We start from the raw sequence: 12,430 nt of genomic DNA on the forward strand, positions 1-12,430 counted from the left end.
CCTCAAGGAGTCACCATGAGTTTCGAACTGACGGTTCTCGCCTGGACGCTGGTTCTCGCGCTCGTGCAGGTGATGCTGCCCGCCGTGCTGCGCAATGGCGAGACGGGCATCGGCTACAACGCCGGTCCGCGCGACGCGCCCGCGCCGCCGCCGCGCAAGCTGACTGGCCGCCTCATGCGCGCACAGAGCAATCTTTTCGAGACGCTGCCGGTATTCGCCGCCGCGATCCTGATCGCGCACGTCGCGGGGCGCGAGGGTGTGATGACGCACTGGGGCGCGCTCATCTACATTATCGCGCGCGTGATCTACTTGCCGCTGTACGCGGCGGGCATCCCGTTTCTGCGCTCGCTCGTGTGGGCGGTGTCGTTCATCGGCATCATCCTCGTGCTGATTCCCATCATCTGACTGTAATAAAACGGAGCCGCAGACATGACCGACCAACCGTCGACGATCGAAATCGAGACCGCGCCTGATCCCGAATTCGCCGTGATCCTGATGCACGGCCTGGGCGCCGATGCCAACGACTTCGTGCCGCTCGTGCCCGAATTGCGTCTGCAGGACGCACCCGCCGTGCGTTTCGTGTTTCCGAACGCGCCGGAGATCGCCGTCACCGCGAACAACGGCTATGTGATGCGCGCGTGGTACGACATCCTGTCGTTCCAGGGGATCAACCGGCGCGTCGACGAGGCGGGCATCGAGGCGTCGTGCGGCGTTGTGCGTGATTTGATTGCGCAGCAGAACGCGCGCGGCATCCCGACGGAGAAGATTTTCCTCGCGGGCTTCTCGCAAGGCGGCGCGATGACGTATTCGGCCGGCCTCACGCATCCCGAAAAACTGGCGGGGCTGATCGTGCTGTCGGGCTACGTGCCGTCGACGAGCGTGATCGACGCGGCGTTCAGCGAGGCCAACCGCGACACGCCGATCTTCGCCGCCCACGGCACCGCCGACGACGTCCTCCCTTTACGTTTAGGCGAGGAAGCACGCGATTTCGCGCTGGCGCACCGCTGCCCGGTCGAATGGCACACGTATCCGATGCCGCATTCGGTGTGCATCGAGGAAATCGAGGCGTTGCGCGACTGGCTGGCCAGACAACTGGCCTAAGCGTTTTGGTCGCAAAGCATGCGATCGAAGAGATCGAGCACGCCCGGCGCATCGACGCCGACGCAGACTTCACACGACGGCCGGCCCTCCCAGTCCGGCGCGTCTACCTGCATCCCGAACGGCTTCTGAATCGTCAGACCGTTCGCGATGCCCTCCGTCACCACGCGCACCGGCCCGCCGCGCGTTTCATATAGATGCGGCGCGACGAGGTACGCGGCGGCCGAATAATCGTGCGCGAAGATTCCCGTGGCCTGGTCGCTTTCCGAGTGAAAACGTTCGTAGTGTCGCGAAATGTCCCAGACGAAGCGCCCCGCGTCGCCGCCCCGGTCGCGGATCGAGGCGAGATAGGCCGTCGTCATCACGGTTTCGTGCGTCACGTCCAGCCCGACGATCGACACCTTCCACGGCGCCGCGAACACGAGGTCGGCGGCGTGCGGATCGCAGTGGATATTGGCCTCGGCGGCCGGCGTGACGTTGCCGAGCACGCCGCCGATGCCGAACGCGCCGCCCATGATCACCACTTCCTTGACCCGTTCTGCGATGCCGGGATCGTCGGCGAGCGCGAGCGCCAGGTTCGTAAGTGGCCCGACGGCGAGCAGCGTGATCTCGCCCGGACGCGCGCGCACCGTCTCGGCGATGAACTGATGCGCCGGCCGCGAATCGAGCGGAGCGTGATCGACTTCGGGCAATCCGATATTGCCGAGGCCGTCGTCGCCGTGAATCCAGCCGAGCGGTTCGGGCGCCATGCACTGCAACGGCGCGGCCGCCCCGCGCGCAACCGGCACGCCCGGCGCAAAACGCTGCGCGAGATATAGGGCGTTGCGCGTCGTCGTCGCGATCGACGCGTTGCCGAACACGCTCGTGATCCCCGCCAGCTCGATTTCCGGATGCAACGCCTGGAACACAAGGGCGATGGCGTCGTCGATGCCGGGGTCGGTGTCGTAGATGACGGTGTGGAGGGTCATGGAAGCGATCGGAACCGTCTGGTGAAAGCGCCGCGTAAATATGAGATTCGTCTGAGATGTTAAGGTAGCGGTCGGATTATTTGAGACGGAATCGCAGGTGATTTTCCTAAGACGTTTGAAAGTTTTCGGCGCGGCGTTAGCCGCGTCGATGCTCCTTCTGGGCGCGTGCGCGCCGCTTCCCCAATCCACCGATGCCAATGCCAGCCTGCCGCCCGTGCCGAATTCGGCGTCGGGAACGGCCGCGACGCTCGTCGGCCCGCCGGTGCCGGCCGGGCCGCCGGGTGAACAGCGCATCATGGTCGGCGGGTCGAGTGGCCATCACGTGACCCTCAAGCTCGTGCCGCCGTCGCAAGTATGCGACAACGACGCTTTCGCCGACGGCGTTCGCTACGGCTATGCGTTGACGTGGAACCGCCTCGTGCTGGAACAGGCGCGCGACGCGGGCGCCAAAGCACCGCCGAAACGCAAGTTCGACGCCGCCAGCGTCCAGTCGCGCGAGGATCAATACAAGATCCAGTGGAACGGCAACGAGCGCGTCAACGCGTGCGCGTCGGACGGCTATCTGATCGGACGGATCGTCGGCACGCATCGCGCGGGCATCGATCTGAACGGCGGCGCCAAGGCTTCCTGAAGCGCTGACTCAGTCGCAGGCGTGCGCCGCCGAGACGTAGCGGGCGGCCGCGATATCTCCATAGATCGTGTAGCCAGTGTTGCGCGCCGCCGGCGACGGCTGGGCGTACAGCAGCACGTCATCGCCGCTGCCGCTCGCGCTGCGCACGGCGAGGACCTGACCGTCCGCGTCGGGCGTGTACTGGCGCAGACGTCCGGCCTGCGGCGCCCATTTCGCTTTCACGCACTCGATGAACGGATAAATTTCGAGATGCGACGTACCCGAGCCGACCGGCACGTTTTTCATGAGATTGCTGTCGTCCATCGCTGCGGCGCAGCCGGTCAGGACGAGCGCGCAGGTCGCGGCGGACGAGGCGAGGGCGGGAAATTTCATGCGTTTCGATGCCTTATCGTGATGTCGCCGCAGTTGGCGGCTTGTTTTCGCGGGCGGCGACGCGAAAAAATCGCCGTTCCCGATGCTAACCGCTCGTCTGACGAACCGTAAAGCCAGCGGCCGATGCGTTCTGAAACCTACTCAACTCGGCCAGACCCCCAAAATTCAGCAAACACTTACGATCGATCGGTAACTTTCAGAATTATTCGAGTGACTTTCTTCTCAATTACTTAAGTCACGTCAACCCGCGCCGTTATACAGGCGTTCCTACTTAATAAGATAAGACGCCGTCCGCAAGAGCCGGCCCCATATGCCGCCGATGCATTATTTCGCCTCCGAGACAACGGCGGAAAACCCGCAGAAGCTCCACGGAAAATGCTTATGCCGCCAAAGCGGCGCCCGAGCAATCGGGCCCCGCCGCGACGGTTCTTGTCACCTTGGTTGAACGCATGCCCCGCAGAAAGTTGTTCGATCCCGCCCGCACAATTGCGAAAGTCCGCAGCTGGTCCCACGCTCATCGCCTGCAGCGTTTCACCGCGCCCGTCCTCACGGTCGTCGTGTGCGCGCTCCTGCTCGCCGTGTTCCAGCACCTGTCGCAAACCGTCGATTACAAATCGGTGATGCGGCAATTGCGCCATCTGCCCCTCGATGCCTGGGGCGCCGCGCTTTTCGCCACCGCGCTCAGCTTCGGCGCGCTGATCGGGCGCGATGGCGTCGGGCTGCGGCACGTCGGCGTGCAGGTGCCGCGCTCGCTGCTATGGGTCGGCGCGACGGTAGGCTCGGCGCTCGGCAACGCGACCGGTTTCGGCGCGCTCACCGGCGGCGCGGTGCGCTGCCGCGTGTACGGCGCGGCGGACGTGACGCCCGCTCAGGTCGGCCGGCTCACGGTGTTCACGAGCGTCACGCTCGCGCTATCGCTGGTGCTGATGACAGCGGTCGGCATGATCGTTTCCGCCGATACCCTGGCTCGCATGATGCCGCTTTCGCCCGTCGCGCTGCGGTCGGCCGGTGCGGCGCTCGTCGTCGTATTCGCCGTGATGATCGCCTGCTGCGGCGCGGCGCCGCGCACGCTGGCCACGCGCTGGACGTGGCTGCGCTTCATGATTCCCGCGCGCCGCGATTTCGTCGCGCAGATCGTGCTCGCGATCGTCGACGTAATTGCCGCCGGCCTCGCGCTGTGGGCGCTTCTGCCGCACGCGCAAGTCGGCTTCGGCGATTTCATCACCGTGTTCTCCGCCGCGATGCTGCTCGGCATGATCGGCCATACGCCGGGCGGCGTGGGCGTGTTCGAAGCGTCGATGGTGTTCGCGCTCGGCGGCACCGTGCAAACGCCCGAAATGGTCGCGGCGCTGCTCGCGTACCGCGCGATCTACTTCGGCGTGCCGCTGATCCTCTCGGCCGGCGTGATGGCCGCGTTTGAAGGCCGCGCGCTGAAAGGCCGCTTCGCGTTCCTGCGTCCGCGCCACGTATCGCAGCTCGCGCCGCTCTTTTTGAGCATCGTCACGTTCGTAGCCGGCTCGATGCTCGTCATCTCCGGCGCGACGCCTGCATTCGCAAAACGCATCGCCACGCTTCAGACGATTCTGCCGCTCTGGGTGCTTGAAGGCTCGCAATTGCTCGGCAGCGTGCTCGGCGTGCTGTTGCTGTTCGTCGCGCGCGGGCTGCTGCGCCGGCTCGACGCCGCCTGGTGGCTCGCGATGATTCTGGCGGTCGCGAATCTGGCGCTGTCGCTGGCGAAGGGTCTCGCGTTTGTCGAAGCGGGGGTGCTCGGCTTCCTGATCGTTCTCCTGTTCGCGACGCGCGAGCGCTTCAACCGCCGTTCGTCGCTCTTCGCCGAGCGTTTCACGGCGACGTGGCTCGCGTCGGTCGCCGTCGTGATGGTGCTGGCGGTGTGGGTGATGTTCTTCGCGTTCCGCGACGTTCCTTATAGCGGCGACCTCTGGTGGCAGTTCGCGTTCGACAACCGCGCCCCGCGCGCGCTGCGCGCGACGCTGGCGGCGGTCCTGTTCGCCGCCGTCTTCGCGATGTGGCAATTGCTGCGTCCGGCCGCTGGCCGCTTCGTGATGCCCGAGCCGCAGGATTTGCTCGACGCCGCGCGCATTTTCCGCGCGCAGGAGCGCAGCGACGCCGGACTCGCGATGATGGGCGACAAGAGCTTCCTGTTTTCCGAGTCGCGCGAAGCATTTCTGATGTACGCGAAGCACGGCCGCACGTGGGCCGCGCTGCACGATCCGGTCGGCCCGCGCCGCGAATGGGCTGAACTGATCCGCAAGTTTGTCGAACTCGCGCATGCGCACCACGGCCGCGCCGCGTTCTACCAGGTGCGCGCCGACGCACTTCCGCTCTATCTCGACGCCGGCCTCACGCTGATGAAGCTCGGCGAGGAAGCGCACGTCGTGCTCTCCGATTTCGACCTGAAGGGCTCGCACCGCGCACATCTGCGTTATGCGCTCAAACGCGGCGAACGCGATGGCTTCGACGTCGAAGTGATCGAGCCGGCGCGCGTGCCCGAAAGCCTGCCGATGCTGCGCGAAATCTCCGATGCGTGGCTCGAAAGCCGTCTCGCGCGCGAAAAGAGCTTCTCGGTGGCGGCGTTCAACGAGGACTATCTGGCCGCGCAATCGGTGCTGCTGGTGCGCCAGCAGGGCACGCCCGTCGCATTCGTCACGTTCATGACGACCGACATGAACACCGAAGCGACGGTCGGCGTGATGCGCCATGTGTCCGACGCGTCGCCTTACGCGATGGAGTATCTGTTCACCAAGCTTGCGCTGCATCTGAAGCAGGCGGGGTTCCAGTCGCTGTCGCTCGGCATCGCGCCGCTTTCCGGCATGCAGCCGACGCCGCTCGCGTCTTACTGGCACCGGCTTGCTGGCCTGATCTGGCGCTTTGGCGGACGGTTCTACAATTTCCGCGGCCTGCGCGGATTCAAAAGCAAGTTCCAGCCGCGCTGGGAGCCGCGTTATCTCGCGGCGTCCGGCTCGGTCGGCGTATTTTTCACTTTGGCGGACCTCTCGCTGCTCGCGGGCGGATGGCGTTCATGAAATTTTTGTTGAAGGTCGCGGCGGTTTCGCTCGCGCTGATCTCCGCGGCCCACGCCGCCACGATCCCGGGCGGCCGCTACGGCCAGGTCACGCTGACGAAGCCCGTCGGCGAAATGCGCGGCTTCGTCGTGCTGTTTTCGGAAAAAAGCGGCTGGAGCCCGGCCGATCAGCAAGCCGCCGATGCGCTCTCGAAGAACGGCGCGATGGTCGTCGGCGTGGATACGGAGCATTACGCGGCGCGCCTGAAATCGCCGGCGGAAAAGGAAAGCTGTCACAACCTCGTCGGCGATGCCGAAGCCGTGAGCCATCAACTCGAACGCGGCGTGCAGACGAGCCGTTATTTCGCGCCGATCGTCGCGGGCACGGGGCAAGGCGCGATCCTCGCCGAGCGGATTCTGGCGCAGGCGCCGGAAAACACCGTCGCGGGCGCCGTTTCGCTCGACGCCGAGAAGCAACTCGACCCGCGCTTCGACCTCTGCCCGCCGGACCCGACGATCACGCACGGCAAGGGCCTGCCGGGCTTCGTCGAGCGCGGCGCGATGCAGGCGGGGCGCACCAGGGCCGACGCACTCGTCGCGATGACGGCGCCGCATCTGCGCGCGACCGTCGAGCGCGAGGAAGACGTGTCCGACCTGCCGCTGGTCGAACTGCGCGCGTCCCGTCCGACCGACCTGCTCGCGATCGTCATTTCCGGCGACGGCGGCTGGCGCGATCTCGACAAGACGATGGCCGAAGCGCTGCAGCGCGAAGGCGTATCGGTGATCGGCATCGACGCGCTGCGCTACTTCTGGAGCGAGAAGACGCCGCAGCAGACCGCGCACGACCTCGGCCGCGTGATCCAGACTTACAACGCGCGCTGGCATACGAGCCACGTCGCGCTGGTCGGCTACTCGTTCGGCGCCGATGTGATGCCGTTCGCTTACAACCGTCTGCCGGACGCGTTGCGCGCGAAGGTGTCGTATGTGTCGCTGATGGGGTTCGCGCCGACGGCGGATTTCCAGATTCGCGTGACCGGCTGGCTCGGCATGCCGGCAAGCGACAAGGCGCTGCCCGTAAAGGGCGAGCTGGCGAAGCTGCCGCCCGCGATCGTGCAGTGCATCTACGGGGAGAAGGAAGAGGACACCCTGTGTCCGACGCTGACGAAGACGGGTATCGACGTGGTCAGGCTGCCGGGCGATCACCACTTCGGCGGCGATTACGATGCGCTCGCCAAGCGCATTCTCGGCGGGTGGCAGAAGCAGATTGCTGCGCGCAACGGGGCGTAAAGCAGTAAGAAGCCGCGCGCGCCATCATGGCGGCGCGGCTAGCCGTCGCTCGAATTACTTCAACAGCCCCAGATAATCCATTTTCCCGATTGGCACGCCCAGATGCCGCAGGATGTCGTACGCCGTCACGACGTGGAAGTAAAAGTTCGGCAACCCGAACCCCAGCAGATAATCGACGCCGCTGAAGCTCGGCTGCGCATCCTTGAACTTGACCGTGACGGTGCGCGTGTCGCTGCCGTCGAGTTGCTTCGCGTCGATGCTCTTCAAATACATGATCGTGTTCGCGATGCGTTCCTGGAGCGCGTCGAAGCTGTCCTCGTTGTCTTCGAAACGCGGTGCTTCGCCGCCCGCGAGTCGTTGCGCCGAGAGCTTCGACGTATCGCTCGCGCGCTGGATCTGCGCGGCGAACGGCAGCATGTCGGGCGCAAGCCGGGCGCCGATGATGTCGGCATGCGCGATGCCTTTTTCGTCGGCGAAAGCGGCCGCCTTTTCGAGCAGCGTGGACAGCACTTCGAGGCCGCGGATGAACGCCGGAATCGACGCGCGATACATCGTCAGGGACATGGGTGTCTCCTTTTTTGACTGTGGTTTGACAGGGGCCACAAGGATAGCGCGTCGGGCTTTCGGCTGCCCAAACGAGGCTTATGACGGCGTCGTCCGCGCACGGGATTCCCACGCGCGCAAGTCGGCTTCGTAGCGTTCGAGAGCGGTTTCATAGAGATCGAACACGCACGGATGGCAGCCGCTCTGGCAGCATTCGTCCGGGGCAGGTCGCTCGGGAGGAATCGGGCGCGGATCGGGGTCTTTATCAGGCATCTCACCGGCGTTCAAAGGCAGTCACGCCATTTTGCGCCGATCAATGTTCGCAGACTTCGGCGGCTAGGTTTTGGCGTCGTCCGACGGTGTGCCCGATGGCATACTTTGGCGCAGCAGCCGTGAGCCACGGGCATGAGCCGTGGTTTCGCGCGTGGTTCCATAGGGCGACGCTGCTGCCTCTCGAACGAATGGAAGGCTCCTTCGATGACCAAGACAGCCACGCTCCTTTTTGCCGCGCTCGTCGTCCTTGCGGGCTGCATGCAGTTGCAGCCGCAGCCGTCGGCCACTGCCACTCAGCCCGACACCCCCTACACCGCCGAAATCCGCCGCACGCAGTCGGGCATCCCGCACATCAAGGCCGCCGACTGGGGCAGCCTGGGCTTTGGCTACGGCTACGCGCAGGCGGAAGACAACCTCTGCACGCTCGCCGACGCCTTCGTGACCTATCGCGGCGAGCGCTCCGCCTGGTTCGGCGCAGACGCCCGTCCGCCTGCGGGCGCGACCTTCGGACAGCCGCGCAACATCGACGCCGATTTCTTCTTTCGCTTCATCGTCGATAGTGCCGCCGTCGAACGCTATCGATCCGCGCAACCGGCCACGCTGCAAAGCTTGATCGAAGGCTTCGCGGCCGGCTACAACCGCTATCTGCGCGACCTCGACGCCGGCCGCTTCGCCAACGCCCACGCCGCCTGCAAGGGCAAGCCGTGGGTCGAGCGCATCACCGCCGCCGACGTCTACCAGCGGCTGATCGCCGCAAACCTCGCCGGCGGATCGACGCAGTTCCTGCAGCAGATCGCGAACGCGCGGCCGCCGCGCGCGCCGTCGGCCGAAGCACCCGCCGCGCCCGGCGAGGTCGAAAAAATCACGCGTGTCGACATCGGCAAGACGCCCGGCATCGGCAGCAACGCGCTCGCGTTCGGCGCGCCGATCACGCACGACGACAGCAGCCTCCTGTTCGGCAATCCGCACTGGTTCTGGCGCGGCCCGGACCGCTTCTATCAGGCGCAACTGACGATTCCGGGCGTCGTGAACGTGGCGGGCGTGTCGTTTCTCGGCGTGCCGGTGATCGTGCTCGGCTTCAATGACAACGTCGCGTGGACGCACACGGTCTCGACCGTGCGCCGCTTCGGCCTGTTCCAGTTGACGCTCGATCCCGCCGACCCGACGCGCTACGTCGTCGACGGCCGCTCCGAGCCGATGACGCCCGTGCAGATCACGGTGCAGACGCGCCGTCCCGACGGCTCGACCGAACCGGTCACGCGCACGCTGTATCGAACGCGCTTCGGGCCGGTGGTGGATTTGTCGTCGATGGCGCCGGGGCTCGGCTGGACCGCGCAGCGCGCCTTCGCCCTGCGCGACGTGAACGCCGAGAACAATCGCGCGTTCCTCAACTTCTTCGCGTGGAACCAGGCGCGCTCGCTGACCGATTTCATCTCGATCCAGAAGCGCTTCGCCGCGATGCCGTGGGTCAACACGTTCGCGATCGGACGCGGCGACGCGCGCGTCTGGTTCGCCGACATCGGCCCGATGCCGAACGTGCCCGACACCGTTCTCGACACCTGCACGACGCCCGCCGGCCGCGCGTTCGCGGGCCGCGTGCCGGGCGTCGCGTTCCTCGACGGCGCGAAGAGCGCCTGCGCGTGGCGCGTAGACGATACGGCGGCGCAGGCGGGCGCGCTCCCCGTCGACGAGATGCCGAGCATCGCGCGCGGCGATTACGTCGGCAATTTCAACGACAGCTACTGGCTCACCAACGCGAACGCGCCGATGACGGGTTACCCACGCATCGCGGGCGCGACCGGCACGCCGCAGTCGCTGCGCACGCGCTACGGGCATCTGCTTGCCGCGCAGTTGCAGCGCGAGCCCGGCGGCATCACGCGCGACGCGCTGAAAACAGCGGTGCTGGATTCCGGATCGATGTCGGAGCGGCTTTACCGGAAGCCGCTGCTCGATGCCGCCTGCAATTTCGGCGATCCGGCCAACAACCTGCGCGAAGCCTGCGACGTGCTGCGCGTCTGGGACGGCACCGCGAACACCGACGCGCGCGGCGCCAATCTGTGGGACGAATTCTGGGTGCGCCTCGTGCGCATCGCGCCGGAGCGGCTGTGGGCGAACGCCTTCGATCCCGCCAAGCCGCTCGCGACGCCGGGCGGCTTCAACACGTCGAATCCGTCGGTGGTGCAGGATTTGAAGCAGGCGCTCGGCGGCGCGGTGCTGGCGCTCAAGCTCAACGGCTTCGCATTGAATTCGCGGCGCGGCGACATCCTCTACACGACGCGCAACGGCGCTCGCGTGCCGCTCTACGGCGGCTGCGACGAAGTCGGGTACTTCGCGGTCGTGTGCGCGCGCCGGCCGCTCGACTCGCGCGGCTATTCCATGGACGTGAACGGCCAGGGCGACAGTTACATGCAGGTGGTGTCATTCGGCCAGCAGGGCGTCGATGCGGACACGATGCTCGCGCACTCAGAATCCGACGATCTCGCGTCCCCGCGTTCCGGCGACGCAACGCGGCTTTTCGCCTCGAAGACGTGGTCGCGCTTTCCTTTCACCGACGCCGCGATCGACGCCGACCCGACGCTCGTGCGCGCGACCGTCACCGGCGAACGTGTGCAGGAGCCGGTGCTGCGCCCGGTCGGGCCGCGTCGCGTGCCGTAAGGAACGGCTATGAGTGTTGAAACGCGTCTATGATTGAGGTTTAAATCGGATGGAACGACCGTCATGATTTCCGATGACACCTCGCAGCAAGCCGCAGCCCCACAACTCGATCGCGGTGCGTTGTCCGCCTTCGTCGAGCGCAAGTGGAACGACGAGATCGTTCCCGCGCTGACCGACTACATCGCCGTCCCCGCCAAAAGCCCGATGTTCGATGCCGACTGGGTTCGCCACGGCTTCATCGAACGCGTCGTGACGGACGCCGTGCAATGGGTCGAGCAGCAGCCCGTGACGGGCCTGAAAGTCGAGATCGTGCGGCTTGCCGGGCGCACGCCGGTGATCTTTTTCGAAGCGCCCGCGACGCGTTCGGGCAGCACGGAAACCGTTGTGCTGTACGGGCATCTGGACAAGCAGCCCGAGTTCGAAGGCTGGCGCCGCGACCTCGGTCCGTGGACGCCGAAGCTCGAAGACGACAAGCTCTACGGCCGCGGCGGCGCCGACGACGGCTATGCGACCTATGCCAGCATCACCGCGATCGCGGCGCTTGACGCGCAGGGCATCGAGCGGCCCCGCTGCGTCGGCATCATCGAGACGTGCGAGGAATCGGGCAGCTACGATTTGCTGCCCTACATCGATGCGTTGCGCAACCGGCTGGGCGATGTCGGCCTCGTGATCTGCCTCGATTCCGGCGCGGGCAACTACGACCAGCTCTGGCTGACGACGTCGCTGCGCGGTCTCGTCGCGGGCGATCTCGAAGTGCAGGTGCTCGATGAAGGCATCCATTCGGGCGGTTACGGCGGCATCGCGCCATCGACGTTCCGGATCATGCGGCAACTGTTCGAGCGGCTCGAAGACGCCGGCACTGGGAATCTCCTGCCGAAGGGCTTTCACTGCCCGATCCCGCTGCAACGCCTGCGCGAAGCGGAAGCGACGGCGCACATCCTCGGCAACGACGTCTGGAAAAAGCTGCCGTGGAGCTGCGGGCAGGACGGTGGCTCGGTCCTGCCGACCACGACCGATCCGCAGGAGGCGCTCTTGAATTCGACGTGGCGGCCATCGCTCACGGTGACGGGCGCCTCCGGCCTCCCGCCGCTCGCCGATGCCGGGAACGTGCTCGCGCCGCGCACGGCGTTCAAGCTGTCGCTGCGACTGCCGCCGCTCGTCGAGGCGACGCAGGCGGTCGCGGAGCTGAAGGCGCTGCTCGAATTCGATCCGCCTTACAACGCAAAGGTCACGTTCAAGCCGGAGGCGGGTGCGGCAACCGGCTGGGACGCGCCGGATCTCGCGGCGTGGCTCGGATCAGCACTGAACGATGCGTCGCGGCGGCACTTCGGCGCGGATGTCGCGTACATCGGGCAGGGCGGGACGATTCCGCTGATGAACACGCTCAAGGAAGGTTTTCCGCGCTCGCAGTTCATGGTGTGCGGCGTGCTCGGGCCGAAATCGAATGCACACGGGCCGAATGAGTTTTTACATGTGCCGTATGGGAAGAAGCTGACGTCGGCGGTTGCGGAGGTGATTGCGGCGGCGCCGTGATGTTTCACGCAGGATGACGGAGGCGCGCGGGTGGTTCTGCGCGCCTTT

At 66.1% G+C, this 12,430-nt stretch carries 11 protein-coding genes; 7 read left to right on the plus strand and 4 right to left on the minus strand.

Annotated elements, in window-relative coordinates; genetic code table 11:
* Window positions 1–15 precede the first annotated feature (15 nt).
* Together AWB65_RS03865 and AWB65_RS03870 are read left to right on the plus strand one after the other, a co-directional pair.
* Window positions 16–405, plus strand: a complete 390-nt coding sequence (locus tag AWB65_RS03865; protein ID WP_087665878.1) for an MAPEG family protein — start codon at window positions 16–18, stop codon at window positions 403–405.
* A gap of 24 nt (window positions 406–429) precedes the next feature.
* Window positions 430–1,101 (plus strand): alpha/beta hydrolase, encoded by a 672-nt coding sequence (locus tag AWB65_RS03870; RefSeq protein ID WP_087665879.1) that lies wholly within the window; start codon window positions 430–432, stop codon window positions 1,099–1,101.
* Here the strand turns inward: AWB65_RS03870 and AWB65_RS03875 are convergent.
* On the minus strand, window positions 1,098–2,066 hold the full coding sequence (locus AWB65_RS03875; protein WP_087665880.1) for a nucleoside hydrolase: 969 nt from the start codon (window positions 2,064–2,066) through the stop codon (window positions 1,098–1,100). The genes AWB65_RS03870 and AWB65_RS03875 overlap by 4 nt on opposite strands.
* Window positions 2,067–2,163: 97 nt before the next feature.
* Between AWB65_RS03875 and AWB65_RS03880 the strand changes: the two genes are divergently transcribed.
* The gene (locus AWB65_RS03880; protein ID WP_087665881.1) at window positions 2,164–2,697 is read left to right on the plus strand and encodes a hypothetical protein; all 534 of its coding nucleotides are present in this window, start codon (window positions 2,164–2,166) and stop codon (window positions 2,695–2,697) included.
* A 9-nt stretch (window positions 2,698–2,706) separates the two neighbouring features.
* On the opposite strand, the gene AWB65_RS03885 is transcribed toward AWB65_RS03880, so the two are convergent.
* The gene (locus tag AWB65_RS03885) at window positions 2,707–3,069 is read right to left on the minus strand and encodes a hypothetical protein (RefSeq protein WP_235007494.1); all 363 of its coding nucleotides are present in this window, start codon (window positions 3,067–3,069) and stop codon (window positions 2,707–2,709) included.
* A gap of 449 nt (window positions 3,070–3,518) precedes the next feature.
* Here AWB65_RS03885 and mprF point away from each other — a divergent pair, with 449 nt between their 5' ends.
* Window positions 3,519–6,113 carry a bifunctional lysylphosphatidylglycerol flippase/synthetase MprF gene (gene mprF / locus AWB65_RS03890; protein WP_087666035.1) on the plus strand — a complete coding sequence of 865 codons (2,595 nt, stop codon included), beginning with the start codon at window positions 3,519–3,521 and terminating at the stop codon, window positions 6,111–6,113.
* Window positions 6,101–7,378 carry a virulence factor family protein gene (locus tag AWB65_RS03895; RefSeq protein ID WP_374729729.1) on the plus strand — a complete coding sequence of 426 codons (1,278 nt, stop codon included), beginning with the start codon at window positions 6,101–6,103 and terminating at the stop codon, window positions 7,376–7,378. The genes mprF and AWB65_RS03895 overlap by 13 nt, the downstream gene beginning before the upstream one ends.
* A 54-nt stretch (window positions 7,379–7,432) precedes the next feature.
* Here the strand turns inward: AWB65_RS03895 and AWB65_RS03900 are convergent, their stop codons facing one another.
* Complete coding sequence (locus AWB65_RS03900; protein ID WP_087665882.1) at window positions 7,433–7,942, minus strand: DUF1993 domain-containing protein; 510 nt, start codon at window positions 7,940–7,942, stop codon at window positions 7,433–7,435.
* Between the two features lie 78 nt (window positions 7,943–8,020).
* Window positions 8,021–8,194: an oxidoreductase-like domain-containing protein gene (locus AWB65_RS03905; RefSeq protein ID WP_087666037.1), complete on the minus strand. Its 174-nt coding sequence runs from the start codon at window positions 8,192–8,194 to the stop codon at window positions 8,021–8,023.
* Between the two features lie 204 nt (window positions 8,195–8,398).
* Here AWB65_RS03905 and AWB65_RS03910 point away from each other — a divergent pair, with 204 nt between their 5' ends.
* Window positions 8,399–10,849 carry a penicillin acylase family protein gene (locus tag AWB65_RS03910; RefSeq protein ID WP_087665883.1) on the plus strand — a complete coding sequence of 817 codons (2,451 nt, stop codon included), beginning with the start codon at window positions 8,399–8,401 and terminating at the stop codon, window positions 10,847–10,849.
* 63 nt (window positions 10,850–10,912) lie between these two features.
* A complete protein-coding gene (locus AWB65_RS03915) occupies window positions 10,913–12,382 on the plus strand; it encodes a M20 family metallopeptidase (RefSeq protein ID WP_087665884.1) in 1,470 nt (489 codons plus the stop codon).
* Window positions 12,383–12,430 lie beyond the last annotated feature (48 nt).

This window comes from Caballeronia humi (assembly GCF_001544475.1).
Lineage (GTDB): Bacteria > Pseudomonadota > Gammaproteobacteria > Burkholderiales > Burkholderiaceae > Caballeronia > Caballeronia humi.

Bases quoted from the DNA above. Each gene is read 5' to 3' on its own strand.
- AWB65_RS03885 (WP_235007494.1), bottom strand. From the start codon at position 3,069: ATGAAATTTCCCGCCCTCGCCTCGTCCGCCGCGACCTGCGCGCTCGTC.
- AWB65_RS03865 (WP_087665878.1), top strand. From the start codon at position 16: ATGAGTTTCGAACTGACGGTTCTCGCCTGGACGCTGGTTCTCGCGCTC.
- AWB65_RS03895 (WP_374729729.1), top strand. From the start codon at position 6,101: ATGGCGTTCATGAAATTTTTGTTGAAGGTCGCGGCGGTTTCGCTCGCG.
- AWB65_RS03915 (WP_087665884.1), top strand. From the start codon at position 10,913: ATGATTTCCGATGACACCTCGCAGCAAGCCGCAGCCCCACAACTCGAT.
- mprF (WP_087666035.1), top strand. From the start codon at position 3,519: ATGCCCCGCAGAAAGTTGTTCGATCCCGCCCGCACAATTGCGAAAGTC.
- AWB65_RS03910 (WP_087665883.1), top strand. From the start codon at position 8,399: ATGACCAAGACAGCCACGCTCCTTTTTGCCGCGCTCGTCGTCCTTGCG.
- AWB65_RS03905 (WP_087666037.1), bottom strand. From the start codon at position 8,194: ATGCCTGATAAAGACCCCGATCCGCGCCCGATTCCTCCCGAGCGACCT.
- AWB65_RS03900 (WP_087665882.1), bottom strand. From the start codon at position 7,942: ATGTCCCTGACGATGTATCGCGCGTCGATTCCGGCGTTCATCCGCGGC.
- AWB65_RS03875 (WP_087665880.1), bottom strand. From the start codon at position 2,066: ATGACCCTCCACACCGTCATCTACGACACCGACCCCGGCATCGACGAC.
- AWB65_RS03870 (WP_087665879.1), top strand. From the start codon at position 430: ATGACCGACCAACCGTCGACGATCGAAATCGAGACCGCGCCTGATCCC.